This is a genomic window from Sphingorhabdus sp. EL138 (genome assembly GCF_900258045.1).
Classification (GTDB): Bacteria; Pseudomonadota; Alphaproteobacteria; order Sphingomonadales; family Sphingomonadaceae; genus Parasphingorhabdus.
On record NZ_OGVD01000003.1, the window covers coordinates 196,032 to 222,308 of the forward strand.

Genomic DNA, 26,277 nt, shown 5'->3' on the forward strand with positions numbered 1-26,277 from the left:
TCAGCCGCGATGCTCGCTCTTGACCCAGCGAACGGTGCCGGACGACGCGCGCATCACTACACTTTCGGTTGTCATGATGCCGTTGCGGAGTTTCTTGACGCCTTCCAACAAAGAGCCATCCGTGACTCCGGTTGCAGCAAAAATAACATCACCTTTGGCGAGTTCTTTCAGGTCATAGACTTTATCGAGATCTTCAATGCCCCATTTGTGAGCCCGTTTACGCTCGTCATCATTACGGAAGGTCAGGCGGCCCTTGAACTGCCCACCGACACAGCGCAGCGCCGCGGCGGCCAATACGCCTTCAGGCGCCCCACCGCTGCCCATATACATATCGACAGTGGTTTCTTCATCGGTGGTGGCAATGACGCCCGCGACATCGCCGTCCGGGATGAGCATGATACCGCAGCCGATTTCGCGCAATTCGGAAATAATCTTCTCATGACGAGGACGATCAAGGACGCAGACAATGATGTCGGCCGGCGCCACGCCTTTTTCATTGGCAACGGCTGTCACATTCTCGGTAACAGATTTATTGAGATCGATAATATTGTCGGAATAGCCAGGGCCAACGGCGAGTTTATCCATATAGACGTCCGGCGCATTCAGCAGGTTGCCTTTCTCGGCAATGGCGAGAACCGCGAGGGCGTTTGCACCTGCTTTGGCGGTGATTGTAGTGCCTTCCAGCGGATCGAGGGCAATATCAATTTCTGGCGATTCGCCAGCGCAGCCGCGCCCGACTTTTTCGCCGATAAACAGCATTGGTGCTTCGTCGCGTTCGCCTTCACCAATGACCACGGTTCCGCAAACATCCAGTCCGTTCAACGCGGCCCGCATTGCCTCGACCGCCGCAGCATCGGCTGCCTTTTCATCACCTCGACCAATGAGTTTTGAAGCAGATACAGCTGCCGCCTCGGTGACCCGCACCATTTCCAATACGAGAATGCGTTCGAGAATATCACTTGATTTGGGCATTTGAATGTCTAGTCCTTCTTTAAGGGGCAGATTTTGAACTCTCGATAGGGGAGCGATATGACAATGTCGAGAAGCCTTATAACCTTGTCTGTAATCCTGACTTCCAGCACGTTTTTCGAGACGGCTCATGCCCAGATAGAGGCAGATGACCGCACGCTCCAGTTGATCGAAACAGCCCATCAATTGGTAGCGGTCGATGCCGATGGCTGTCTGAAGAATAGCGATCCCGACGAAATCGTCGTTTGCGCCAGATTTGATGCCAACCGCAAATACCGTCTTCCTTTTCCCGAACTGATTGAGCGGGATCAAAGGATCAGAGAGCCGATTCCAACAGGAAATGCGGAATATGTAAATACCGGCCGCTGTTATATTGATGCCAGCGAACGCAAATGTTTCAAAGGGCTACCGATAATGAGCATATCCTTTGGCGGATCAGGTGGCGGGGTTGGCGGCCCTGCTGGAAAGCTGTGGCGCATCATTGAGCCGACCGTGCCGGATGAAGACTATGTGAAACAGGTGCAGATCAAAGCAAATGATCCGGCCGAGTGACCGGAAGATTCCTAATCTTCGTCGCTTAACAGGTGCATGACGACCGGCGCGCCCTGCAGACTGCTGGAATCGGATAGCTTTTGAAGACTTTGGATAACGTCGCGTTCCTTGCTTTGATGGGTTACCATAGAAATCAGCACAGAGCCTTCATCGGTCTTTTCGGTTTGTATCAGACTCTCGATAGAGACTTCTGCATCACGCATCGCGGCTGTGATTTCTGCCAGCACACCAGGTTTATCGGTCACTACGAAACGAATATAACTTTTGCCGGTACGATTGCCGCTTTCCGCGCGTTCGCGTTCGGTCATTTGATCTGCTGACATGGTGAAAACGCTGCCGCAATCGCCGCGGGCAATATCGATAAGGTCGGCGACTACGGCCGATGCGGTTGGGCCATCACCGGCGCCGGCGCCCTGAAACATCAACCTTCCGGAGAAATTGCCTTCGGCAACAACAGCATTGGTTGACCCTTCAATATGCGCGAGAGGATGATTTTCCGGAACGAGGTAAGGATTGACCCGCTGAAATAGTTTCTCGCCGTCAATGCGCGCCATGCCAAGCAGGCGGATGCGATATCCCAAAGCTTTAGCCTGTCCGATATCTGCGGCCATGATATTGCGAATTCCCGAAATTTCGACACCGTCAAAATCAATCGCCGTGCCAAAGGAAAGCGCCGCGAGAATTGCCAGCTTGTGAGCGGCATCGACACCATCAATATCAAAACTGGGATCGGCTTCCGCATAGCCCAGGTCCTGAGCGTCTTTCAAAACTGCATCAAAATCGCTGCCATGCTTTTCCATGGTTGCAAGTATATAGTTACAGGTGCCGTTCAGTATGCCGTAGACCCGCTCAATGCGATTGGCGGATGCGCCGTCACGCAGGCCTTTGATGACAGGAATTCCGCCCGCAACGGCGGCTTCATATTTTAGTGCAACGTCTTTGCTTTCGGCCAGTCCGGCCAGCTCCATACCATGATGGGCGATCATCGCCTTGTTGGCGGTTACGAAGGATTTTCCTTGTTTCAGGCTGTTGCGGGCAAGGTTGAGTGCGGGGCCATCAGACCCGCCAATCACTTCAACGACACAATCGATCTCCGGATCGGCGGCGAACTCATCCATATCATCGACCCATTTATATGGGCTGAGATCAACGCCTCGATCGCGATTGCGGTCACGTGCGGAGATCGCCACAACAGAAATGGGGCGTCCGGCATTCTGCGCAATCATGGAGCCATTTTCATTGATCAACCGAATGACGCCGGAGCCGACAGTGCCGAGACCTGCTAAAGCGATGCGGAGAGGTTTTGTCATGATGGAGACCTTGAATTCGGGCTGATAAGCCAAGTGATCGGGCGTTCGACGCCGACTAATAGCGTCACGGCATCATATTGCCAGCCCGTCTTTTGCTGTGCCTAAATAAAAGAGCCTATAGCAGGCATGCAAAGAAGCTTATTGAGGTCGATATTCTGGTGGACGGGATCGGGGGCAGTTGCCCAGATCCTGTATTACCAGATTATAATCCCGCCGAGCCTGATTGGCGTTGCTACCCGAATCGCCCGTTAGAGCCTCCTCGGGTAGAGATTGGGGCAAGAAACAGGCCAGACGATACCATAGCAGGCTGTTGCGCACCGGCGCGCGTGCTGCCTCATCAACAATCTCGCTGAGCGATACTGCCCAGACTTTTTTCTGACCTTCGCGGCTCAATATGGTGATGGAAACAGGATCGCGCGACACGGTTTCCAGGAATATCTGCGTTTCGCCTTCGCCGATAATTGTTCCAGGAACATGAAAAGCGCTGCCGATACTGGCAATGGCGGGCGGCGCGTTGCGGGCGACGATTTCACGCACAATGGATCGGACGCGCTGATCTCTGACGGGAGTCCAGCCAATCTGCGCATCCGGCGCGGAAAGCTGCACGTCGCCATTGGCGGCCGAAAGATTGCGTGCGAAAATAATGAATGGCTTTTTCTTTATCTTGGGTGCTTTCCCGCGTTCATTGAGCGGCAAGTCGATAATGTAGCGAATCGTTTCCGGTATCCCGCCTTGACCCCGAATCAGCGCGTTGGTTGCTGCCACAATATAGTATCTTTGGGTTCCCGGCGGCGCATTTGGTGCGCGTTCGGGATCGACTTTAATCGCTTCCTTAATTGTAACATGGGCAATGATCGGTGCGCCGGTGCTCAGATCGGCAAGATCGGCATATTGCAATGGATCAGCAGCGGTATTTGATTGGGAAAAAGCAAGAGAATCCGCTGTTATTGCCCATAGCAAGGTGATGATTGTCATCGATAGTTTTTGCATGATTTTCCTGTGAAATTTCGCTTTGCAGACACCTGTCAACAATTGTCATTCTGAGTTTTCGACAGCTTAATCAATGCTGAACTAACAAAGCGATTGCCTGTCTCCATCTACCGCGTTAAAACATTTTTAAGACGGCTTTCAAAGCAACGAAAAGCTGTCATGGGGAATCTAGGGATCGCTGTGGGTAAAACTCCAACAGTTCTCAACAAAAACCTTGTTGCGAGGTTTCGATTCCCGAGGGAAGAAAAGGAGTTATGTTTCTGAATGGCTTATGCTGACCAACAACAAATGAGTTCGAGCAAGATAATTTCCATTATTCTTGTCGTTCTTATTCACGCGCTGTTTGGATATGCTTTGGTGACCGGACTGGCTTATAGTGCCGTAAAGAAAGTGGCATCAGAGCTCGATATGATCGATATCCAAGAAGAAGAACCGCCCGAAGAGATTGAAGAGCCACCACCACCACCGCCGGATCAGCCGATTGAGCCGCCACCAGTGGTAACGCCTCCACCAATCGTGGCACCGCCAGCGGCGCCAAGACCGGTGATATCCACGCAACCTGTAGCGCCTCCTGTAGTCGCGCCTGTTGTTGCTGCACCGCCTCCACCTCCACCGCCGCCTCCACCGCAGCGGGCGAATCCGGAGCCTCGCGGCAATCCAGGTAACTGGGCGAACGCGAACGACTATCCATCACGTGCACTGCGTGAGGAACGCGAAGGTACGACTAGCTTCCGTGTTACCGTTGGAGCGAATGGCCGTGTTTCTGATTGTCAGATCACCGGGTCAAGCGGCCACAGCGATCTGGATGCAGCCACCTGTAAAAATATCAAGCGTCGTGCACGGTTCCGTCCAGCACTTGATAGTCAGGGCAACAAGATGGCTGGAACATGGTCTAGCCGGGTTCGTTGGCAGATACCGAAATAATAATGAATCGCAGCGGGCTGACTGCCGTCGGTCCGCTGCAAAAACTGTTTTGAAATTAAATCTATCCTTGAGGGGAATATATAATGTTTATTGAAATCTTAGCGGCCGGTGCAACGGCTCCACAAAACCAGTTTGGCTTTTGGGAAGCAATGGAGCAGGGCGGCGTTATCGCTTGGTTCACATTGGCCGTACTGGCGATTATGTCCGTATCATCTTTCTACATTCTGTTTTCAAAACTGTTCGAGCAGAACAAAGTTATGAAGCAGGGACAAGCAGCTCGCTCTTCGTTCTGGAAAGCAAACAGCCTGAAAGAAGGCGCTGCCAAGCTCGACAAGAACAGTGCGTATCGTCAGATCGTTGACGACGGTATCAAGGCCGAAGAAGATCACGCCCGTTTGACCGACCCTGTGGAAGCGCATGACTGGTTGCACGGTTCGCTGGATCGTTCACAAGGTTTGATCAACTCCAAACTTGCTACGGGTCTTCCATGGCTTGCAACGGTTGGTGCAACGTCTCCGTTTATCGGTCTGTTCGGTACGGTTATCGGTATTTACCGCGCACTGATCAAAATTGGTATTGCTGGCCAAGCATCAATTGATGCTGTTGCTGGTCCGGTTGGTGAAGCTCTGATCATGACCGCACTGGGTCTTGGTGTGGCTGTTCCTGCCGTTCTTGCCTATAACTGGCTGCAGGGCCGTAACAAGCGTATCGCCGAAGATCTCAGCGATTTTGCAAATGATGTTCTTGGTTACATTTCGTCCGACGGTGCGGTGAAACCATCTGCAATGAAAGGTGGGGCTCCAGCGAAGCCAGCAACCGCAGCTGCAGCAAAGCCGGCTCCGAAAAAGTAAGGCGCTAGCCAAAGCCGTTTGCCGGACATCAATGTTTCTGCAAACGGCTTTGGCTGGTCCTGATTTTCGAATGCGCAGGGTCATCCTGCAATTTCGGTAAGTATAATTATAAGAGGATAGAATCTTATGGCGATGAATGTTGGCGGCGGAGGCGGAGCGGAAACTCCCCTATCGGACATTAACACGACCCCGCTGGTGGACGTCATGCTCGTTTTGCTGATCATTTTCTTGATCGCCGTTCCTGTTGTGATCCAGACGGTGGAGTTGGAATTACCGGTTATGGAATTTGAAGTGACAACAACGAAACCTGAAAATGTTTTGCTTGCTGTTACCACGACTGACTCTGCCGGACGTGATCCTGGCGATCCGGAATATTCCGGCGCCAATCCAGGCGGTAACTGCCGGGTCTATTGGAACACGACTCCGATCGATTCGAATGAATTGGTGCAAAGAGCCGTGACGCAGCTGGAAAACCAGATTGAAGCTTTTGGCGGTGTGGAAAATATGACGCCGGAAGATATGCCGGAAGTGCATATTCGCGGTGACATTAACACACCCTATCGGTGCATTGGCGGGGCAATTTTTGCCATGCAGCGCGCGGGTTTCGCGAAAGTCGGATTTCTCTCGACACCAGTTGCAATCGAATAGCCCGAAACGGCATGAAGTTTAGAGTATTTAAGGAGACGCACTAATGGCCATGAGCGGCGGCAAAGATGATGGTGAGCCGATGATGGAAATGAACACGACGCCGTTGATCGACGTCCTGCTCGTTTTGCTCATCATGTTCATCATTACAATCCCGGTCCAGACCCATGCGGTTAAACTGGACCTGCCTGTAGATGATCCAAATCCACCACCACCACCACCGATAGAGCCTGACAAAAATCGTCTGGGTATTACGGCTACCAATCAGATATTGTGGAACGAAGTTCCCGTAACGCTGAATCAGGTGAAAGATTATCTGGTTCGAACCAAATCCATGGTCCCAGAGCCGGAATTACAGTTCCAACCTGATGCTGTTAGTGCTTATCTGACCGTTGACCGTGTATTGGCGGAGATCAAGTCTAGCGGTGTCAGCAAATTTGGTTTTGTCGGCAACGAACAATATAGCAGCTTTAGCAAGGCATCACGTTTGCCGAACTAAAATGTTTGCGATAACGCTTTAAAAGGGGCAGTGGAGCGATCCACTGCCCCTTTTTTATTCCCGGTTCCGGGCGTTTCGTGTGCGGCTTTGGCATCAAGACTTTGAACGAGATAGTGGGTTAGGGGGCGATCTGTTTCAAGCAGGTTGGTTGGGTCGCGCCAAACCGCAGTGGGCTTGTTGTTGTCACCCTCTGGTCTTCACAGGGTGAGGCATGACGCAAACAACGTGGAATCGTCTGTCTACTGAGAACCAATTCTGAGCTAAATGTGGTCCGCCGTTCTGCTTCAGACCGCCAAGGCAGTCTTCGACTGTTCACCGCCATTAAACTGCAACTCTGCCAGCTTCGAATAAAGACCGTTTTTCGCAATCAGGCTGTCGTGATCGCCTTGCTCTACAATCTGACCCTCATCCATGACGATGATCCGGTCGGCGGAACGAACGGTCGCCAGCCGGTGGGCAATGACGATCGTTGTCCGGTTTTTCATCAAATTGTCCAATGCGTCCTGCACCAGCTTTTCGCTCTCTGCATCCAGCGCTGATGTTGCCTCGTCCAAGAGAAGGATCGGTGTTTGACGCAGCAACGCCCGGGCAATTGCCACTCGCTGACGCTGGCCACCAGACAAACGCGTCCCTGCCTCTCCCATGAAACTGTCCAGCCCGTCTGGCAGCTCCAGCAGGAATTTTTCCGCATTGGCGGCCCGGGCTGCTGCCCAGATTTCCTCGTCGGTCGCATCCCACTTGCCATAGCGCAGATTGTCGCGGGCGGATGCAGCAAATAGCACCGTATCCTGAGGCACCAGCGCCATTCGCTCACGAATGTCGGCCGGGTCGGCGGAGGGCAGGGCCACACCGTCAATCCGGACGCTGCCGCCTTGCGGGTCATAAAAGCGCTGTGCGAGCTGAAACAGGGTTGATTTGCCGGCACCGGAAGGTCCGACAACCGCAACGGTTTCGCCGGGCGTCACTTTCAGGGAGAAGTTCTTGAGAGCGTTGGCGTCCTGGCGGGTCGGATAGGCGAAGGTGATGTTGTCAAACGAGATTTGTCCCCGCGGTGGTTCCGGTAGGGCTATCGGCGAGGCCGGGGCCGCAATGCCCGGCTCTTCGGAAAGCAATTCAGCCAGACGGCCGGCAGCGCCCGCTGCACGCAAAAGATCGCCGTATACCTCTGTCAGTGCACCAAAAGCACCGGCTACGAGTCCGCCGGTCAGGACGAATGCAGCAATCGTACCGCCGGAAATGGTTCCATCGGCAACGCCGATAGCACCGCGCCACATCAATAACGTAATGCCGGTAAATACCAGCGCGATAACCACCGCCGTTAAAGCCGCTCGCAGCCTTATCCGCCGCTTTGCGGTTTCAAACGTGGTTTCTACCGCACCGCCAAATCTTTCATGCTCGCGGTTTTCCTGACCAAAGGCCTGGACAATTTTCATAGCGCCTAGTGTTTCAGAAACCATGGCGCCGACATCGGCAACCCGGTCCTGACTGAACCGCGACACGCTGCTCAGTTTGCGGCCAATGAAAACGATCGGCAGAATGACAATCGGGATGCCCAGTAACAATCCCGCTGTCAGGGCTGGTGCCAGTGTGAATAGAAATATGATCCCGCCCAGACCGACAATGGTGTTGCGCAGGGCCACCGATACGGTGGTGCCCACGGTCTGTTCGATAATTGCGGTATCGGATGTCATTCGCGATGCGATTTCCGATGGACGGTTTTCTTCGAAGAAACCGGGGGCAAGGCGCAGCAAATTGCGCTGAACCGCAAGTCTGATATCGGCGACAACCCGTTCGCCGAGCCAGCTGACAAAATAGAAGCGAAGTGCTGTGGCGACCGCCAATATGGCAACAATCACCAGCAGGATCTGAAAATAGGGAGCGATTTCTTCGCCGCCGGAAGCAAAGCCTTCATCGACGATCGACTTGAAACCCCACGGAATCGCCAAAGTCGCCAAGGCCGCGACTAGCAAGGCAATTGCGGCAAAAGCGATCTGTCTCGGATAGCGAATGGCCCGATCCCAGACCATCCGCAAATTACCTATTCTTTTGATCGCAGGCTTTTCTGTCTTTGACGGCTCCTGTTCAGGGGCATTGTCATTGGTATTTTCACTCATAAACGAAGCCCCTAGCAGCCGGACCTTTGCGCCACAATCCTGTTGGCCATCAGATAGGGATGGAAAATCCCATGCGCAATCAGACCGGTCTTTCCTAGATAGGATTAAATTGTCCGATGCCAAGGATCAGATCAACAGAACGACCCATATTGGGATCGTTGCCGCTGCTTCGGGCAACTCACTGGAAAACCGCCGCAACATTGCCTAAGAAACGATGATATTATAGCGGTTTTCTGCTGTATGATTCGCTCTGAAGGCCGGACGGCAAGCTGGAGCATATTGGGCTAAGGGAAGTAAACCGTGAACCAGATCGCATCTAAAGGCCAATTGCGCATGTCGCTGTTGCGCTGGGTTTTATTCATCGTCCCGCTGATTGTTCTATTGGGTTTCATATCAGGACAGGTTGCGGGTTCAGGCGAGGAAAATCGCTGGTTTCAGGCGCTGGTCAAGCCGGAGGCACAACCGCCCGGCTGGATGTTCGGAGTTGCCTGGACGATCCTGTACACCATGATGGGAATAGCGCTGGCAATGATAATGCACGCCCGCGGCGCGCCGCTGCGCGGCCTCGGCATTATATTATTTCTGGTGCAATATGCACTCAACCTTTTCTGGTCGCCGCTTTTTTTCGGCATGCATCAGATATCTGCCGCCTTCTGGTTGCTGATCACGATTTTTGCGACGGCTTTTGTCACAACGCTGGTTTTCGGCCGGGTACGAAAGGCTGCTGCCTGGTTAATGGTTCCCTATCTGGCTTGGCTCTGTTTCGCTGCGATTTTGAACAAGCAGATTGTTGATCTCAATCCGGGTGCAGAAACTCTTGTTGTGCCTGCCGCGAGTACCCAGATATAAGAGCGTAATAACCTGACCCTGACCCCCAGACGGAGTAATTGACATGCAAAGCCAGAACAGATTTTTTGATGACCTTTCCAAAGTACTGAACGGGTTGGCCGGAACGGTGGCCGGTGTTGGCCGCGAAGCCGAGGCGGGTGCGCGGGAGCGGGCGAAGGAATGGGTCGGCGGCATGGATTTTGTGTCGCGGGAAGAATTTGAGGCGGTCAAGGAAATGGCGTCCAAGGCACGCGCTGAGGCCGACGCTTTGAAAAAACGGCTTGATGCTCTGGAGAAATCTGCACCGAAAGCAGCAGCAAGACCTGCAGCCGCGAAAAAACCCGCGGCCCGTAAGCCGGCGGCGCGCAAGCCAGCACCGAAGAAAACCACACCGCCAAAATCAGGCAGCTAGTTTTCGTCACGAATCTGGTCGACTTTTTCGCCACAGAATATCCGCGCTGATTATCCACAGTCTTCCCACAAACAATATCGGCCAAGGGATTACGCCGCCTTGCCCTGCATGTTGAGCTAGGCCACTAAGGCTCTGATGCAGGGGCAAAGATGCAAATGATGTGGAACCGTAATGCTTGACGATATATGGTCTGAGCTTGATCAGGAAGAAGCGCCGCCGGTAGATATGCTGGTCGCTTTTTTCGAGGCACGAGGCTGGTCGGTCAATCATGTCAGTGAAGAAGAAATCTCGGTCGAGATTAAAGGCAACTGGACCAGCTATCAGTTGCGGGCGATCTGGCGCAATGAGGACCACGTTTTGCAACTGCTGCTTCTGCCGGAGCTTCGGGTCCCCGATGATAAGAAAATCGCCATTTACGAAACGCTTGGGTTGGTGAATGAGCAGCTTTGGCTGGGCCATTTTGATCTCTGGTCAAACGAAAATATCCTGTTGTTCCGGCATGCAATCATGCTGGGCGGCAGCGGCCTGCTTGGCCTCGATCAGGCGCAGACAATTGTTGATATGGCGATAGACGAATGGGAGCGTTTTTACCCCGTGTTCCAGTTTGTCTTGTGGAGCGACAAAAGTCCGCAGGACGCGATTGCCCATGCCATGATCGATACGCAGGGTGAAGCCTGAAGGAGTGAACGTGATCGGAGACGGGTTTGAGAACATCTGGTTTGTCGGTTGCGGCAATATGGGTGGAGCGATCCTGCAGGCATGGCTTGATCAGGGCCTGGACGGTAACAAGGTCACTATAGTCAAACCGAATGCATCGGCGCTGCCGGGCGGGTTACAATCGCAGCCGGATTATCCTGAAGGTTCATCTCCTGATCTGGTGATGCTGGCGATGAAGCCTTATCAGCTGGACGATGTCGCGGTAAAACTCGCACCGCTGGTGCACGAAAACACTCATATCGTGTCTGTGTTGGCGGGGACCGAAACTGATATCTTGCGGTCAGCTTTTCCGGATGCAGGTAAAATTATCCGGTTGATGCCCAACATGGCTGTGACGGTCGCCAAATCACCGATGATCCTGATCAGCGAAGTGGAGAATGCGGAGCTCAAGGCGCAGATGAATGAATTATTTGCCCCGCTGGGACCACCTGAATGGCTTGAGAATGAAGGGCAGATGCATCTCGCAACTGCACTTTCGGGTTCTGGCCCTGCCTTTCTGTTCCGGTTTATCGATGCGTTGGCCGTGTCGGCGGCCGGGTTGGGTATGAACAAAGCGCAAGCCGAGCGCCTTGCTTTGGCGATGGTCGATGGTGCCGCGACACTGGCTGCTGGATCAGATGTAAATCCGGGCGTGCTGGCCGACCGGGTGGCCAGCCCGAATGGCGTCACCCGAAAAGGGTTGGATGTACTGGATGCCGACGGCCGGGTGAACGCGCTGCTTCATGACGTCCTGAAAGCGGCGATGGAACGCAACCGGGAAATGGCCGAGGAAGCGAAAGCCTGATCTTTCCTACAGAACGGGCGCTGTGATAGTGAAACAGTGCTCTTTCTCAGCTTTGAATATCGACCCCTTTACCAGCTGGATGACCTGGCCGAGCGAATGGCAAGGCCAGTGAGAATTGTGTGAACTTTGGATTCTTGTTGCGTGCCAAAAAAGCCCAAAAGAGGCCTGTACACTTTGTAAACTTCGTAGCTGTTCAGGCCTTGTTCTTTCAGGTTTTGTCCTTGCGCAGGTCAAATACCATCTGTCGGTCGCTTTCGGGGACCAGCCCCTCTAGCACATGCCAGAAACCCGTTACGGATTCCTGTCCCGCAGTCACATAGGCGGCGGACAGCTTTTCCCGTAACTGCGCGAACAGCTCTGCTTCCAAAGCAGCACCTTTATCGGTCAATCGAAGTAATTTCTGGCGGCGATCCAGGGCGCCGGTTTTTGTCACCACGAGATCACGATCATGCAATTCCTTCAGAACCCGGCCCAAAGACTGTTTGGTAATCGCAAGCAACCGCAGCAACTCACCAACCGTCAAATCCGGCTGGCGCGCAATGAAATAAAGCGCCCGGTGATGTGCCCGGCCAAGGCCCTGTTTGGCAAGCTCCTGATCGATTGCATTGGTCAGCCGGGTGTAGCCAAAATAGAGCAGTTCCACACCGCGTCTGATTTCGTCTTCGCGAAGGAAGAGCGGCGATGCTCCCGGGGAGGCAGAAGGGCGAGATATGTCAGCCATGTTGACGTATCTTGACATGCTGCTTTGGGGATTGCAAGATAATCTGGTTAAGGTTGCAATTCCTTCCATCAGTTCAGCGAAAGTGACAGAATATGGCGCATGACGATAGTCTGGAAATCCTTGTTGAACGGAATGAAGCACCCGTATCGGATGCAGACCGGGCGAAGCTGCTCGAAAATCCCGGCTTTGGAAATCTGTTCACGGACCACATGGCGGTCATCCGTTACACAGAGGGGCAGGGCTGGCATGATGCCAAAATAACAGCACGCGCGCCTATCCCGATGGATCCCGCCTCATCGGTATTGCACTATGCTCAGGAAATATTTGAAGGGATGAAGGCCTATCGTCTGGCAGACGGCACCACCGCCCTGTTTCGCCCTGAACAGAATGCCCGGCGTTTCCAGTCATCGGCACAGCGGATGGCGATGCCCGAACTGCCGGAGTCGGTTTTTCTGAAGTCTGTTGAAGCACTGGTTGATATTGACCGCGACTGGTTTCCGTCTACCGAAGGCGGGTCCCTTTATTTGCGGCCGTTCATGTTCGCCAGTGAAGTGTTTCTGGGGGTTCGTCCTGCGAAGGAATATCTCTATATGGTGATCGCATCGCCAGTCGGTGCCTATTTCAAGGCCGGCGCGTCAGCGATTACAATCTGGGTATCTAAGGATTATACCCGTGCCGCTCCTGGCGGCACCGGAGCTGCCAAATGCGGCGGCAATTATGCCGCCAGTCTGGTCGCGCAAGCCGAAGCGATTGGTCAGAACTGCGATCAGGTGGTGTTTCTCGATGCCGCCGAGCAACGCTGGGTGGAAGAGCTTGGCGGTATGAACCTGTTCTTCGTAATGGATGACGGGCGGCTGGTCACACCGCCGCTAACTGGAACAATCCTGCCCGGAATTACGAGGGAATCGATCATGACCCTGGCGCGTGAAGAAGGGCTTTCAGTTAGCGAAGAGCTCTATTCCATCGACCAATGGCGCACGGATGCGGCCAGCGGAAAATTGCGAGAAACCTTCGCTTGCGGCACCGCCGCCGTGGTAACAGCAGTGGGGACCGTCCGGTCCGAGGATGGTGAGTTTACCATCGGCAGCGGCGGCCCGGGCCAGTTGACCGAGAAACTGCGGATGCGGCTGGTGGATATTCAACGGGGCCTTGCCGAAGACAAGCATGGCTGGGTCAAACGCCTGTTCTGAAACAATGTGCTAAAATAGCTGTAACTGCCCCTTGCCCCTTTCGGGTAAGTTGGATATTAGGCCCCTTCGCTGACGAATGAAGCGGCTAATATTGGGGTGTCGCCAAGTGGTAAGGCAGCGGCTTTTGATGCCGCCATGCGCAGGTTCGAATCCTGCCACCCCAACCATTCGATATGTTGTCCTTGCAATATGACAAATCGAATCACTGCTGCTCATTATCTCCACAACGACCTGTAAATTCGCACCGATTTGGATGAAACATGCCTTCCAGACGAAGAAATCGATGGCCGTTTTGGTAAAATCCCCATTTATTATGTAAAGCTATGTAAATTAGGTGTCGTGGCTCTGGTAAAATCCACGAACATAGATGTAAACAAAATCCGGGTTGGGAATTTATATGAGGCGAAAGCAATGGGATGTTTGCTTTCGCTACCGGGGAAAACACGTATGCGCATAGCAATTGCAGACGACGATAGAGAAGTCGTAGATTTTTTGGGTAAAATTGTTGAAGAGCAAGGCCATGTTTTCGTGGGTTTTGCAGATGGCGACGCTTTGGCCAATGCCTTGCTGCGTGACACTTTCGATCTGGTAATCCTGGATTGGAACATGCCTGGCAAGACCGGCATGCAGATCCTGGAATGGATGGAAGGTGCGGTCGATGATCGTCCACCGGTTATGATGATGACAAGCCGCACGGCAAAACAGGATATCAGCGATGCACTAAATGCTGGTGCTGATGATTATATCACGAAACCGGAAGACCCGAATGTAATCGCTGCCCGGATCAATGCGATCCTTCGGCGCGGCAACGGCTCCACAGCGATGGAAACAACAGCGCAATATGGTGACTATATTCTGGACCGCATCGAACAGAAGGTTCGGCATAACAAAACGGAAGTGGCTTTGACCGCCAAGGAATTTGAATTGACCGATTTGATGTTCCGTAATCGCGACCGGACTTTGTCACGGCGCTATATTATGGAAACGGTCTGGCGGACGAACGCGCATCTGGCGACGCGGACGCTGGATATGCATGTGTCGCGGGTGCGGTCCAAATTATCGCTGACGCCTGAGAACGGGTTTCGGATTTTCACCGTTTTCGGTTATGGCTACAGACTGGAGACATTAAGCAACGGGGTATGACCATGACCTTTGAAAGACGTAAGCGAAAATATCTCAAATGCTTGCAGCTTTCATCCCTGCTTTTACTGGCTTCGGTTTCTGTCTCACCGCATATCGCGCAGGCCCAGTCTTCTGCCAATAATGAACGTGTTGAATATGTGTTCAAGCGCGGTGATACCCTGATCGAACTCGCTGGAAAATATATGCGCAAGCGCTCCGATTATGTGACGGTGCAGCGGCTTAACCGTATAGCAAATCCGCGATTCATTCCTGTCGGAAAAACCATATCGATCCCGTTCCGCCTGCTGAAGTACCGGCCGAGTGAGGCCAGTTTGAGTGCTTTTCGCGGCAATGTTTCCATCGCACGTGATGGTCAGACCATCGCCCCAGTGACAGGCCTCGATATCGCGGAGGGTAGCAGGCTGGCGACCGCTGCAGGCAGTTTTTTAACGCTGGAATTAGAAGATGGATCGCGTATTTCCATGCCATCCAACAGCAAGATGCGGATTACGCGCCTGCGGCATATTCTTCTTACCGACAGCGTGGACTATGAACTGGCAGTGGACAGCGGCCGGATACGTTCGAAAGTCACCCCTTTCGACAAGAAGGCGGATCGGTACCGGGTTCGCACACCGGTGGCAGTTTCCGCTGTTCGGGGCACAGATTACCGGACCCGCGTGGATGAAGCGACTGGCACTGCCTATTCGGAGACAGTTGAAGGCGCAGTTGAGGTTGCTGCGGGAGAGAGCCTGGACAGCGCAAACATAGTGTCGGTTCCGGCGGGCACTGGCGCCGCTGCGACTGTTACCGGTGATCTTGCAAAAGCAGATTTGCTGACACCGCCTGAACTTGTCGATCCGGCCAAGGTGCAATCCGAAGAGGCGCTGGAATTTGTCGTGGCGCCGCGAGAAGCGGCCGCTGCCCACCGCATCCTTGTTTCAACGGACGCCGGGTTTGTGGACATAGTGACAGAGCAACTAAGTGACGGGACAACTATAAGTCTGCCCGGCATTGAAGACGGACGATATTTTGCCAAGGCAACCGCCTTTGGACGAGATGGTTTTGAAGGGATGCCTGCGTCCTATTCCTTCAAGCGACAGTTAAGCACCCTCAGCGGCAGCGCTGGCACGGGCGATTTTGGCTACCGGTTCAAATGGGCTGGTGCCGGCAAGGGTAAGCGCATTTATCGTTTTCAATTGCTGCTCGGCGACACGAATGCCGTTCCGATTGTCGATGAAGCTGGTCTGACCCGCGAAATCATCACTTTGTCCGATTTGCCCGATGGCGAATATTACTGGCGCGTGGGGGTCACACAATATTCTGCGGACCCGGAAGATACCGACGTGTTTCAGAAATGGACCGATTTCGAAAAATTGACGGTAGCTGGCTAGGGCCGCTGGTTAGCGGCCGGACTGCCAAAGATGTACCGGGTCGCCTTTTGTCTCTATGTGGAGAATTGATTGTCCATGAAACTGCGTCGCCGCCTCGGAATTGAATGGGCCGGTGTGGCGCTTGGGGCATCGCTGATAGTCACTGCACTGATCTATTGGAACAGTCTCTCCGGCTTTGACAACCTACTTTATGACCAGCTTTCTGAATATGATCGTCCGGAGGCATCCGAAGAAATTTTGATTGTCGCCGTCGATGAAGACAGTCTGGCCGCATTTGGCAAATGGCCATGGCCGCGCGATCGACATGCAAATTTGTTCAGCATATTGGCGGATGCAAAGCCAAAGGCGATTGCATTTGATATATTGCTAAGCGAACCCGGTGACACTGATGAAGACCAGTTGATGGCACAGGCGGCCGGGCAAAATGATAATCTGTTTCTGCCGCTGCACTTTGTCTTCCCGGGGAGCAATGGGGCAGATTTTGATGTCAAAGAGCCAATTACACCCCTGAAGGAGGCTGTTACCGGAATCGGGCACGTCAATCTTCTGTTCGATCGTGACAGCGTAGTACGCCGGACATCATTGTGTTTTGGCGGAATCACCGACCCTGTGGACAGCGCCAGGACGGTCTGGCCGCATCTCATGGAACAGGTTTATCGCAGTGTGAGTGGTGGTAGTTCATCGGCCTTTGACAGTCTTGAAAATTGTCAGAAACCTTTGCTCATGCCCTATGCGAACCGCGGGGCCTTTTCCCAGGTCCCATATGCTGCAGTCGTAAATGGCGAAATTCCGGCAGCATTTCTGAATGACAAGATCATATTGATAGGCGCAACCGCCCAAGGGTTGGGTGACCAGCATCCTGCGCCGCTTGGCGATGGTGGTACTGTCGCCGGTGTCGAGATTATGGCCAATATGCTGAATGATATCATGGCCGACAATTTTATCGCGCCCGTTTCGACAGGCACGCAAATCCTGTTGTCGCTGATCCCGACCTGGATATTGCTGATCGGTTTCTGGCGCTGGCGGCCCCGAACAACGATCTTTGTCTCGATCGGGTTGGTAGCCGTCATATTGGTCGCCAGCGCCGTTCTGTTGTCCTTTCAGATATGGTTTGCGCCCGGTGCGGCGCTGGTCGGACTGGGGCTGGTCTACCCGGTCTGGGGATGGCGCCGACTGCAGGCGACCAGTGACTTCATGGGCGGTGAGTTGAAAAATTATCGCTCCGAAACACCCGATATTCCTGTTCTGCAAAGCTCGCTGGGTCCTGTGGATCTGGTAACCGAACAAGCCGAAGAGTTAGCCCATGCCATCAAGCATGTTCGTGACCTGCGCCGGTTCATTACCGATGCACTGACCAATTTACCCGACCCGATGTTCATCACCGACCTCGATGGCAAGGTCAAATTTGTCAACAAACTGGCGCAAACCGGGGTCGAGGATGGTGCTCAGGATCTGGCACTTGATGACATGCTGGATCGCTTTGTTGCGCCTGAAGATCTGGGCGATGTTAAAAATTACCTGGCGCTGGACCAACAAGCGCGCGAACATGATTATATCGATTTCACCTCGCTGAATGATGAGGTTTTCGCGATGCGCCGGGCCCGGGTATTATCCAATGAGGGAGAATTGCGCGGGCACATCCATTATCTTGCGGACATCACTGAAGTCGCCAATGCGGCGCAGGAACGTGAAGAAGTCTTGCAGCTTTTGTCTCATGACATGCGGTCCCCTCAGGCGGCGATATTGGCGCTGCTGGATGGTCAGGATGCAACGGATGACAACAAGCGGATCGAAAGCCATGCTCGCCGGACTTTAGCGCTGGCCGATAATTTTGTCGGTCTGGCGCGAATAAAGTCGAGTGAATTTTCCGGCGAAGATATTCTGCTGTCTGACCTGGTGATTGAAGCCAATGACAGCATGTGGCCGCTTGCTAAACAGCGGGGAATTAAATCAACGGTCGACGATCAAACGGACGGTGCGTTCATCGTCGGCGAGCCATCCAGCCTTTACCGGTCTTTCGCTAACCTGATCGACAATGCGATCAAATACAGCCCTGACAACAGCCAGATTTCTATCCTGCTTCGCAATATCAGCCTCGACAAGAAACCCTTTGTGTCCGTTACAATTACCGATCAGGGCAAAGGTATAGCGGAAGACATGCTGGGCAATCTGTTCGAGCGCTTCGCGAGCAATGATGCAGCGTCCAAGGGAGCCGTCAAAGGCGCCGGTCTGGGGCTCAATTTCGTGGCGGCAGTGATCGAGCGCCATGGCGGCACCATCCGCGCAGGGAATGTCCGGGATGGCGGTGCACAATTTACAATATTATTGCCGCTGGCACCGGAGCCGGCAACCGCAGATTGATATAGATGTTCTATTCAATACCGGTTCGAGTGCGTACTGTATTATTCGTTGTCTGGCCGGAATTCCCAAGACCGAAAAGAGCGGCGTCAATCAGATAGGGGAGAGACTGTTCCATCGACCCCTTGCAATGATATTCTGCGGCCGTGCCGGAATAGACAGTCGATCCGTCGGAGGTGTTGACCATATTGATGGTCAGGCGATGCTCGACATCATCACAGGATTGCAACGGTTTGCGCTCCTTCTGCCCGGCAATGGTAGCCACATCATCCTTTTCACCGGTCGTCATAGCTATGGATGCCGGCCGATCTGCCAAGGCGATGTGAACCAGTATCGGCGCCTCGTCTGCCGCAGCAAAGTTTCTTGCTACCAGCGCTTCAGCAACCATCTTGCGCGCTATTTGATAAGCTGCGCTATTCTGTTCCGGTTTGGCCGTGAAACTATATTGCTTCTGGGCGGGCAAAGATGATCCCGCCTTTGTCTGAATCCGAGTTTCAATCGGGCCGCCGCAGCTCGTTGTCATGGCGACGAGCGGTATCATAAGGATGGCAAGGCGGCGCATAGCTGTCCTCGGCTTGTTAGTGACGGCTATGGTCAATAATGCCATGGGCCAGAAATGTCACGACAATAGGCGATCGATGCCGGATATCGTCGTTTGCTCCTTAGCGGGTCAGCACGTAATAAATCACGTAAAACCACGAAAAAAAGCCGTGGATAATCGCCCAAAGAACTGACTGATGCGTGGTGAAGCTGATCGCAATAGCAAGCGCGCTGCCAAAGCCAACGCCCTTGCTGACAATTTCTTTACGAACATAGGTCGCGCCACGGCTCATTGGTGATCCTCCATCTGCATAATCTTCTGGTCGCATTCGTTCCGGCTTAATTCTATCCGCCATTGCTTATGCCGCTTCGCGAGCGCGATCAGAAAGCTCCTGATTGAGCATTTCTGCCAAAAGGAATGCCAGTTCCAGCGATTGGGCTGCATTTAGTCGGGGATCACAATGGGTATGATAGCGATCACCCAGTGCCGCTTCGGTAATCGCAACGGCACCGCCGGTGCACTCTGTTACATTCTGACCGGTCATCTCGCAATGGATCCCGCCGGCCAGAGTACCTTCGGCGCGGTGTACGGCAAAGAAGCCGCGAACCTCGGCGAGTATGCGCTCGAACGGCCGGGTTTTATAACCGTTATCCGCCTTGATGACATTGCCATGCATCGGATCGCAGGACCAGATGACCGGATGGCCTTCCTGTTTGACAGCGCGGACCAACGGCGCGAGGCCGCTTTCCACCTTGTCATGTCCGAAACGCGAGATCAGCGTGATCCGGCCGGCCTCACGGGCAGGATTCAAAGTATCGAGCATTTTCAGCAGATCATCAGCCTGCAGTGATGGACCGCATTTCATGCCGATCGGATTGCCGATACCGCGTAGAAACTCGACATGGGCAGAGCCTTCAAAACGTGTCCGGTCACCAATCCACAGGAAATGGGCACTGGTGTCATACCATTCGCCGGTCAGGCTGTCCTGCCGCGTCAAGGCTTCTTCATAGGGCAGCAGCAAGGCTTCGTGGCTGGTGTAGAAAGATGTTCCTTTCAGTTGCGGCACGGTATCAGGGTTAAGTCCGCACGCTTCCATGAAAGACAGGGCTTCACCGATACGGTCAGCCATTTCTTCGAATTTCTTGGCCCAGGGGCTGCGGCTCATGAAATCGTGGGTCCAGCCATGAACCTGCTGCAGGTTGGCATAGCCGCCAGTTGAAAAGGCACGCAGCAGGTTGAGCGTCGCCGCTGCCTGATTATAGGCGCGGATCATGCGCTCCGGATCGGGGTCCCGGCGGCCTTCTTCAAACTCGATGCCATTGATAATATCACCGCGATAGCTAGGCATTTCGATACCATCTTGCGTCTCGGTCGGGGCGGAACGCGGCTTGGCAAACTGCCCTGCCATCCGGCCCAGCTTCACTATCGGCATTTTCGAAGCGTAGGTCAGTACCACGGCCATTTGCAGGATGACCCGAAATGTGTCGCGGATATTGTTGGGATGGAACTCGGCGAAGCTCTCGGCACAGTCGCCGCCTTGCAGCAAGAAAGCCTTACCCTCCGCGACTTCAGCCAGATCTTGTTTCAGGCTGCGCGCCTCTCCGGCAAAGACCAGCGGTGGATAGGTGCCGAGCAGCTTTTCTGTATCCGCGAGCTTCGCAGCATCGGGATAGTCAGGCATTTGCAGCCCTTCAAAATTTCTCCAACCGTTCGGCGTCCAGTTCGTCGCCATGAGCACACTCCAATGTCTTTCACTTAAAATCGGGTGGCTTTAGGCGCGTTTCAAGGGCAATGGCAAGCAAAAGCGCCGTTTGGTTGCGGCCGAAACTAACAAATGGCCTTGTCCGATGACCTAACTACCCGGTCTGGTTTTCCAAGTGCCGGCATTACGATATTCTGGTTTGACCTGGCTGACATTTGGCAATTTCTGGCCAGCAAAGGCTTCTTCTCCGCCTTTTTTCAAGGCTTCCTTGCTATAGCTGGGCGCTTGATAGGTTATAGGCTTCCCAGCGGCGATAGCAGGTACTGGCAAGCTGTGACGCCGTGCGTTGTCCGCTGCGATAGCCGCCGCTTTCTCTGATTTCGCTGCCTCTTCCTGTGCTTTGCGGCGCCCGGCTTCATAGGCTTTTTCGAGCGCGATGGGATCGAGTGACGGAGCCTGATTCGGATCATATTTGCGCGGTTTCGGCGCGGGCAGGGGCTCTCCACCGCGATAGTTCTGACTGAAGGCGCTGGCTCTTCCAGCAGTGCCCTTCCAGCTGTAGAAGCGGTGCGCACCGATGGTGCCAAGGAACCTGAGGCTGGGTGCCCAGTAAGGATAAATTTCCGTGGTGTGATAGTGCGTCGCTGTGCCAACTGGAGATGCGATCTTTCCGCCCAGCGCTAAAGCAGCGACCTTCTTAGCCCGGTTCCAGTGATATTTCGACGGCGTGCGGCGCAGGGACCCGTCACAAGTATAAGAAAACTGGCATCCCGTGCTGCGTTCGCTACCCTGAAAAATCACGCCGCAAACGGTGCGCGGATAGCTGGGATGGCGAACGCGGTTCAGAACGACCTGCGCGACCGCGCGTTGTCCGGCATCAGGCTCCAGTCCTGCTTCGTAATAAATGGCCGAAGTCAGGCACTGCAGCGCGCGTCTATTGTCGATCAGCGAGGCGCGGAACGCGACCGGGCGAATCAGATGAGCTGACGCGGTCTGATCTCGGCTGGCAGCTCCAATGCTACCATTGCTGGTTAGCAGGTCGCCAATCTCGGTTCCCCCAGGCTCGGCCAGTGGATCAATCGCCAGCTCCTCGTAATTTTGCGGGATCGCATAGCCAGGGTCGATGAAGTAAAAAGCAGAGCCCGCGAAATTTTCCTCGGCCCGCTCGACTGGCTGAAGACTGGGATCACTGGGATTATATTGCTGCGCGTCAAGGGAAGCCCGCGGCATGGTCGCGGGTACCATGATCAGGCTGAAAATCAGCAGACCCAGCAATATCCGTTCCCGAACATTGAGCATCAACCAGCGCGGCAGACGCCAAGGCTTTTCGACCTGCGGTTCCGGCTTTCCGATATCGGTGACGGCAGTTGGTGTTGAAGGTTCTTGGGTCCTTTTCGGCGGGGCTGGATCAGCTGCAACGGCAGGAGCAGGCGCTGTTGCAGATGAAGGGGCGTAGACGTACCCAGCCGGTCCGGCAATCACCGAACTGCCGCTGCCTAGTTGCGGCACATAGGGAGGAGGAACGCGCACTGTAATTTTCAAAACACCTGCAAAGGCCCAAACGGGCTGAAAGCACTGCAATTACAGCCTTTCCCCAATGCTATCGCCTTCCAAAAACCGGGTGTTTCAAGATGGGACGAGGCGCTGGCAGGCGTTAAATGGTTAACCCAGCAATTCCGCGGGACAGCTATTAGAAATGCCTGGGTGTCTGAGGAAATCGGACTGCCTTGGCAGAGCGAATCTCTTTCTCAGTCCTTGTCCGAAGCGTGATTCGCTTCCTGCATATTCACCAGATGACGGGCAATGGCATAGCCGATAACGCCAAACATGACGCCACCAACGGCCGGTCCGATAACGATGCCCGGCAGCCCGTAAAGCGCCCCGCCAATCCAGAGAAACGGCAATATACCCAAAGTGTTGCGTGCCCAGTTCATTATTGTTGACCAGGCTGGACGCTCCAGATTGTTACAAGCGGCATTTGCTATGAACAACATGCCGTTGAAAAAGAATAACGGGGTCAGAAAGACCGCGAAAAGCCAAAAGACCTCGCGGCCCTCGCCCCGTAAATTGAACAGATCACCGATCGGTCCCTGGAGAAAGAAGAGGAGCGGCCAGACAAGCAGCGTATAGCCCAGCGCAAAGCCCATTGCCTGCTTGATGGTCAGCCGGATGCGGTCAAATTGCAGCGCACCGAAATTCTGACCGATTATCGGTCCAACTGCTCCCGACAGTGAGAAAAGCAGACAGAAAGCGACGGGTACAACACGGCCCATAACGGCAAACCCGGCAATCACCTCATCGGGATAGCTGGCGATGAAACGGTAGGAAATGAAGCCGCCTACAGGGGTTGCCACATTGGTCATGATGGCGGGCACCAGTATCGCCATGACCGGTTTCAGATCCTCCTTGAACAAGACGGAAGAGAATTTCTGGAAACCGCCATAATGCTTGATAATAGGCCCTACGGCCAAGACAGAGGACACGATGGCCGCACAAGCTGTGGCCATGGCTGCGCCGTTTACGCCCAGCCCGAAACCAAAGATGAAAATCGGATCGAGTATGGCATTGGCAATGCCCATGCTCAGCGTAACGTTCATCGCGCGCCGGGCCGCCCCGTGTGCGCGCAGAAAGCCGGAACATACCATGGCTGTGACACTGAACGGCATGAACGGGGCAACAATACGGATATAGCCGGTTGCGGCTTCTTTCGCGGTCCCCGTGGCGCCGGCAAGATCCAGTATTTGCGGTGCAAAGACAAAGAAAATGATCGCCAGCGGGATTATCAGCATCATGCTCAGCGCCAATATGTTGGTCAGATAGCGGCGCGCATATTCGGTATCTCCTTGACCGATTTTCCGTGCCGCCAGGGCGCTCGCAGCTATCATCAGTCCGATATTGAAAGCTGTACCGAAAAACAGGATGGTCGCAGCAAAGCCCATTGCTGCGGTCAGTGCGCTGTCACCCAGTTGGGCAATGTAGAGCAGATCGACAAAATCGACGATGAACATCGTCAGCAAACCGATGCTTGCCGTTAATGTCATCACGGTAATATGCCGCATCGGACTACCGGTTAGGAATATGGCGGTCTGGCTGGCGATAATATGATCCTGAAAAATGAATATGTTGGCTGGAATCGACAAATTCCATCGCATCTTTGCCCTATAGCGTTTTGCCATCCGGTCAATTCATCTCTATGTGAGAAAAAGTTTCTGGGGAGCAATTTATGCTAGTGCGTTTGATTATGCTGTTTGTGGCAGTCGCCTTTGTTTCAGCCTGTTCGGTAAATGAAGATGACGGTCAGCGGGGCACGTCCGAGCAGGGCTATTTCGAGCGCAAGAATGTTGCGCCGGATCCGGCAGACAATAGCCGGTCGCCGCGAAAGCCCGAACATGCCTACGCACGGATCGCGCTGGACTGCATAAACAAGCAATATCCCAATAAAATCAGCCATGTTATGAACAGCGCCAATGATGTGCAACAGCCGGTGCAGTTGACCCCGGTTTTTTATGGCTGTTTTGACTGGCACAGCGCCGTCCATGGCCATTGGTTGCTGACGCGGCTGTGGGGCAATGGCTCGATCCCCGAAATGGAAGAAGAAATTGCCGCGGCATTGTCGACCAATTTTACGGAAGACAAAATTGCTGGCGAAGTGGCTTATTTCAATAGTGAAGGCCGAGCCTCCTTTGAGCGGCCTTACGGACTTGCCTGGTTTCTGCAGCTGACAGCGGAACTTAAGGAAATCGCCGCGGGAGAAGGACCCAAGGCACAGCAGGCGCAAATATGGCTCGATCGTCTGACACCGCTCGAATCGGTCATTACCGACCGGATCAAGACTTGGGTTCCAAAGCTTGCCTATCCGATCCGGCTGGGTACACATAATCAGTCCGCCTTTGCCTTTGGCCTGTTTCTGGATTGGGCGCGAACAAGTGACGATAGCCAAATGGAAAGCCTGATCACTGACAAAAGCCAGGCTTTTCACGGCGATGATCGCAATTGCCCGATCGCTTACGAACCGTCGGGTGAGGACTTTCTTTCTCCATGCCTGATGGAGGCAGACCTGATGCGGCGGGTGTTATCCGATACGGACTTTGCGGATTGGCTGACTGGTTTTCTGCCAGATATTCCGTTGGACGGCAGCGGCGACTGGCTGTCCGTCGGTATTGTCAATGATCCGACCGATGGAAAGCTGGTCCATTTGGATGGCGTCAACCTATCCCGTGCATGGGCGCTTGAAGGGATCGCGACTGCGTTGCCGGAAGGTGACAGTCGTAAAGCAGCATTGCTGGCTGCGGCGAAATTGCATGGCGATGCCGGCGAGGAGTCAGTGCGCACCCCCCATTATGCCGGCAGTCATTGGCTGGCGAGCTTTGCGACCTACTGGCGGACCGAACGCGGGCTGGACAGGGCGCCACAATCAAAAGCCGTTCCGGAAACCGGAGATGCCCAGAAAGGCAGTCAGCCACAGCAATTAGCAACTCCGCCGGAATAACATATGTCCATGCGTTTCATGCCAGTTCCAGATAGTCTTTCACCAAAGGTATCGCCGTTCTGGCGCCGCATATTTCCGGTCAATATTGATCTCGCTATGAAGAGTATCTTTGGTGTCTGGGCCGCGTATCTTGTCGTCAATGCATTGCGCACGATCTTATGGGGCGCGCCGGATCACAGTCATACACTAACGGACTATCTGGTGACGACGATACTTTCGGTGGCCGTCACTTGGGTTTTGTATCGCCTGCTCACCCGGGTTGGTGATCGCAGCGCACTTGCGGTTTTCATACTTACGATTCCGACGATTTTCCTGGCCATAGGCACTGTCTATCTGACGAACTTGATATTGGCCTATCCCATATCGGTGCTGGAACATATCAGCGCAGAGCACTTGATTCCTCTGGAGGATGCTCTTTCACATTTTTTCGACACAGCCTTTATCAATTATCTGATATTGGTCGGATGGGGTGGACTCTATTTGTCCATGGCCAATAGCCGCAACAGTCAGGTCGCGTTGACTCACAGCCGCAATTTGGAGCGTGCTACCCGTGAAAGCGAAATGCGGGCGCTCCGCTATCAGCTGAACCCCCATTTTGTTTTTAACGCGCTGAATTCGGTCAGCAGTTTGATCATCGACAAGAAGAACGGGCCGGCCGAAAATTTGGTTGATGGTCTGGCGGACTACATGCGGTCGGTTTTGGATGATGATGGCGAAGACATGATCCCCGTCGAACAGGAGCTGACTCAGCAAATCCGCTATTTGGAGATTGAACAGGTACGTTTCCCTAACCGGCTCAGCTTTGATGTGCAGATAGATGATGGCGTTCGTGGTTGGAAAATTCCCGCCCTGATCGTCCAGCCGCTAGTTGAAAACGCCATTAAACACGGGGTGGCCCAGTCGTGCGTGCCGGTTCGAATATCGATCAGCGCAACGAAAGATGCGGACCGGCTTAAGCTGGTGGTCTCCAACAATGGCCGGATGCGAGCCACCAGTTCAAAAATCAAGGGAACCGGGACGGGGCTTGCCAACATACGGGAGCGATTAGCCGCACTTTATGGTCCCGCCGCTGCATTATTCACGGGCAATGACTCAGATGATCTGGTGGTGGCAACGATCATCATTCCCGACGAGCAACAAATATTCCGCGACTATTGTTTGTAAGTGC

At 53.8% G+C, this 26,277-nt stretch carries 25 protein-coding genes and 1 tRNA gene; 16 read left to right on the forward strand and 10 right to left on the reverse strand.

What is annotated here, in order from left to right:
• Nucleotides 1-972 (reverse strand): class II fructose-bisphosphatase, encoded by a 972-nt coding sequence (gene glpX / locus DK507_RS07070; RefSeq protein ID WP_109355694.1) that lies wholly within the window; start codon nucleotides 970-972, stop codon nucleotides 1-3.
• Between the two features lie 57 nt (nucleotides 973-1,029).
• On the opposite strand from glpX, the gene DK507_RS07075 reads away from it, so the two are divergent.
• Nucleotides 1,030-1,521, forward strand: coding sequence for a hypothetical protein (locus DK507_RS07075; protein ID WP_109355695.1), 492 nt, complete (start codon nucleotides 1,030-1,032; stop codon nucleotides 1,519-1,521).
• 11 nt (nucleotides 1,522-1,532) lie between these two features.
• Here the strand turns inward: DK507_RS07075 and DK507_RS07080 are convergent, their stop codons facing one another.
• Nucleotides 1,533-2,831, reverse strand: a complete 1,299-nt coding sequence (locus tag DK507_RS07080) for a homoserine dehydrogenase (protein ID WP_109356201.1) — start codon at nucleotides 2,829-2,831, stop codon at nucleotides 1,533-1,535.
• Between the two features lie 138 nt (nucleotides 2,832-2,969).
• Nucleotides 2,970-3,821 carry a hypothetical protein gene (locus tag DK507_RS07085; protein WP_109355696.1) on the reverse strand — a complete coding sequence of 284 codons (852 nt, stop codon included), beginning with the start codon at nucleotides 3,819-3,821 and terminating at the stop codon, nucleotides 2,970-2,972.
• Nucleotides 3,822-4,085: 264 nt separating this feature from the next.
• Here DK507_RS07085 and DK507_RS07090 point away from each other — a divergent pair, with 264 nt between their 5' ends.
• The 4 genes from DK507_RS07090 to DK507_RS07105 all read left to right on the forward strand — a co-directional run bounded on the left by DK507_RS07090 (nucleotide 4,086) and on the right by DK507_RS07105 (nucleotide 6,740).
• Nucleotides 4,086-4,745 (forward strand): energy transducer TonB, encoded by a 660-nt coding sequence (locus DK507_RS07090; protein ID WP_109355697.1) that lies wholly within the window; start codon nucleotides 4,086-4,088, stop codon nucleotides 4,743-4,745.
• A gap of 83 nt (nucleotides 4,746-4,828) precedes the next feature.
• On the forward strand, nucleotides 4,829-5,596 hold the full coding sequence (locus tag DK507_RS07095) for a MotA/TolQ/ExbB proton channel family protein (RefSeq protein WP_174209029.1): 768 nt from the start codon (nucleotides 4,829-4,831) through the stop codon (nucleotides 5,594-5,596).
• A 126-nt stretch (nucleotides 5,597-5,722) separates the two neighbouring features.
• On the forward strand, nucleotides 5,723-6,244 hold the full coding sequence (locus DK507_RS07100) for a biopolymer transporter ExbD (RefSeq protein ID WP_109355699.1): 522 nt from the start codon (nucleotides 5,723-5,725) through the stop codon (nucleotides 6,242-6,244).
• 43 nt (nucleotides 6,245-6,287) lie between these two features.
• Complete coding sequence (locus tag DK507_RS07105; RefSeq protein WP_109355700.1) at nucleotides 6,288-6,740, forward strand: biopolymer transporter ExbD; 453 nt, start codon at nucleotides 6,288-6,290, stop codon at nucleotides 6,738-6,740.
• 284 nt (nucleotides 6,741-7,024) lie between these two features.
• Here the strand turns inward: DK507_RS07105 and DK507_RS07110 are convergent, their stop codons facing one another.
• A complete protein-coding gene (locus tag DK507_RS07110) occupies nucleotides 7,025-8,854 on the reverse strand; it encodes an ABC transporter transmembrane domain-containing protein (RefSeq protein WP_109355701.1) in 1,830 nt (609 codons plus the stop codon).
• Between the two features lie 300 nt (nucleotides 8,855-9,154).
• Here DK507_RS07110 and DK507_RS07115 point away from each other — a divergent pair, with 300 nt between their 5' ends.
• The 4 genes from DK507_RS07115 to DK507_RS07130 all read left to right on the forward strand — a co-directional run bounded on the left by DK507_RS07115 (nucleotide 9,155) and on the right by DK507_RS07130 (nucleotide 11,595).
• Entirely contained in the window at nucleotides 9,155-9,703 is a 549-nt protein-coding gene (locus DK507_RS07115) for a TspO/MBR family protein (RefSeq protein WP_109355702.1), read from the forward strand.
• 43 nt (nucleotides 9,704-9,746) lie between these two features.
• Nucleotides 9,747-10,094 carry an accessory factor UbiK family protein gene (locus tag DK507_RS07120; RefSeq protein ID WP_109355703.1) on the forward strand — a complete coding sequence of 116 codons (348 nt, stop codon included), beginning with the start codon at nucleotides 9,747-9,749 and terminating at the stop codon, nucleotides 10,092-10,094.
• A gap of 171 nt (nucleotides 10,095-10,265) precedes the next feature.
• Nucleotides 10,266-10,772, forward strand: a complete 507-nt coding sequence (locus tag DK507_RS07125; RefSeq protein ID WP_109355704.1) for a YbjN domain-containing protein — start codon at nucleotides 10,266-10,268, stop codon at nucleotides 10,770-10,772.
• A 10-nt stretch (nucleotides 10,773-10,782) separates the two neighbouring features.
• The gene (locus DK507_RS07130) at nucleotides 10,783-11,595 is read left to right on the forward strand and encodes a pyrroline-5-carboxylate reductase (RefSeq protein WP_254054287.1); all 813 of its coding nucleotides are present in this window, start codon (nucleotides 10,783-10,785) and stop codon (nucleotides 11,593-11,595) included.
• A 208-nt stretch (nucleotides 11,596-11,803) separates the two neighbouring features.
• Here DK507_RS07130 and DK507_RS07135 read toward each other — a convergent pair whose 3' ends face one another.
• A complete protein-coding gene (locus DK507_RS07135; protein WP_254054288.1) occupies nucleotides 11,804-12,316 on the reverse strand; it encodes a MarR family winged helix-turn-helix transcriptional regulator in 513 nt (170 codons plus the stop codon).
• A gap of 92 nt (nucleotides 12,317-12,408) precedes the next feature.
• Here DK507_RS07135 and DK507_RS07140 point away from each other — a divergent pair, with 92 nt between their 5' ends.
• The 5 genes from DK507_RS07140 to DK507_RS07160 all read left to right on the forward strand — a co-directional run bounded on the left by DK507_RS07140 (nucleotide 12,409) and on the right by DK507_RS07160 (nucleotide 18,380).
• Entirely contained in the window at nucleotides 12,409-13,506 is a 1,098-nt protein-coding gene (locus DK507_RS07140) for a branched-chain amino acid aminotransferase (protein ID WP_109355706.1), read from the forward strand.
• Nucleotides 13,507-13,598: 92 nt separating this feature from the next.
• Nucleotides 13,599-13,673, forward strand: a tRNA-Gln gene (locus DK507_RS07145).
• A gap of 280 nt (nucleotides 13,674-13,953) precedes the next feature.
• Entirely contained in the window at nucleotides 13,954-14,649 is a 696-nt protein-coding gene (locus tag DK507_RS07150; protein ID WP_109355707.1) for a response regulator transcription factor, read from the forward strand.
• Nucleotides 14,650-14,651: 2 nt separating this feature from the next.
• Nucleotides 14,652-16,019, forward strand: coding sequence for a FecR domain-containing protein (locus tag DK507_RS07155; RefSeq protein ID WP_162558950.1), 1,368 nt, complete (start codon nucleotides 14,652-14,654; stop codon nucleotides 16,017-16,019).
• 75 nt (nucleotides 16,020-16,094) lie between these two features.
• Nucleotides 16,095-18,380, forward strand: a complete 2,286-nt coding sequence (locus tag DK507_RS07160; RefSeq protein WP_109355709.1) for a CHASE2 domain-containing protein — start codon at nucleotides 16,095-16,097, stop codon at nucleotides 18,378-18,380.
• Between the two features lie 10 nt (nucleotides 18,381-18,390).
• Here DK507_RS07160 and DK507_RS07165 read toward each other — a convergent pair whose 3' ends face one another.
• The 5 genes from DK507_RS07165 to DK507_RS07185 form a co-directional block, all read right to left on the reverse strand.
• On the reverse strand, nucleotides 18,391-18,939 hold the full coding sequence (locus tag DK507_RS07165) for a DUF4136 domain-containing protein (RefSeq protein ID WP_162558951.1): 549 nt from the start codon (nucleotides 18,937-18,939) through the stop codon (nucleotides 18,391-18,393).
• 100 nt (nucleotides 18,940-19,039) lie between these two features.
• A complete protein-coding gene (locus DK507_RS07170; RefSeq protein WP_109355711.1) occupies nucleotides 19,040-19,273 on the reverse strand; it encodes a hypothetical protein in 234 nt (77 codons plus the stop codon).
• 3 nt (nucleotides 19,274-19,276) lie between these two features.
• Nucleotides 19,277-20,650 carry a class II 3-deoxy-7-phosphoheptulonate synthase gene (locus tag DK507_RS07175; RefSeq protein ID WP_109355712.1) on the reverse strand — a complete coding sequence of 458 codons (1,374 nt, stop codon included), beginning with the start codon at nucleotides 20,648-20,650 and terminating at the stop codon, nucleotides 19,277-19,279.
• A 120-nt stretch (nucleotides 20,651-20,770) separates the two neighbouring features.
• A complete protein-coding gene (locus tag DK507_RS07180) occupies nucleotides 20,771-22,162 on the reverse strand; it encodes a cell wall hydrolase (protein ID WP_254054289.1) in 1,392 nt (463 codons plus the stop codon).
• 206 nt (nucleotides 22,163-22,368) lie between these two features.
• Nucleotides 22,369-23,796 (reverse strand): MATE family efflux transporter, encoded by a 1,428-nt coding sequence (locus DK507_RS07185; protein ID WP_109355713.1) that lies wholly within the window; start codon nucleotides 23,794-23,796, stop codon nucleotides 22,369-22,371.
• A 47-nt stretch (nucleotides 23,797-23,843) separates the two neighbouring features.
• Between DK507_RS07185 and DK507_RS07190 the strand changes: the two genes are divergently transcribed.
• On the forward strand, nucleotides 23,844-25,109 hold the full coding sequence (locus DK507_RS07190; protein ID WP_254054290.1) for a DUF2891 domain-containing protein: 1,266 nt from the start codon (nucleotides 23,844-23,846) through the stop codon (nucleotides 25,107-25,109).
• Nucleotides 25,110-25,112: 3 nt separating this feature from the next.
• Nucleotides 25,113-26,273 carry a sensor histidine kinase gene (locus tag DK507_RS07195; protein ID WP_109355714.1) on the forward strand — a complete coding sequence of 387 codons (1,161 nt, stop codon included), beginning with the start codon at nucleotides 25,113-25,115 and terminating at the stop codon, nucleotides 26,271-26,273.
• The last annotated feature ends 4 nt before the right edge of the window (nucleotides 26,274-26,277 follow it).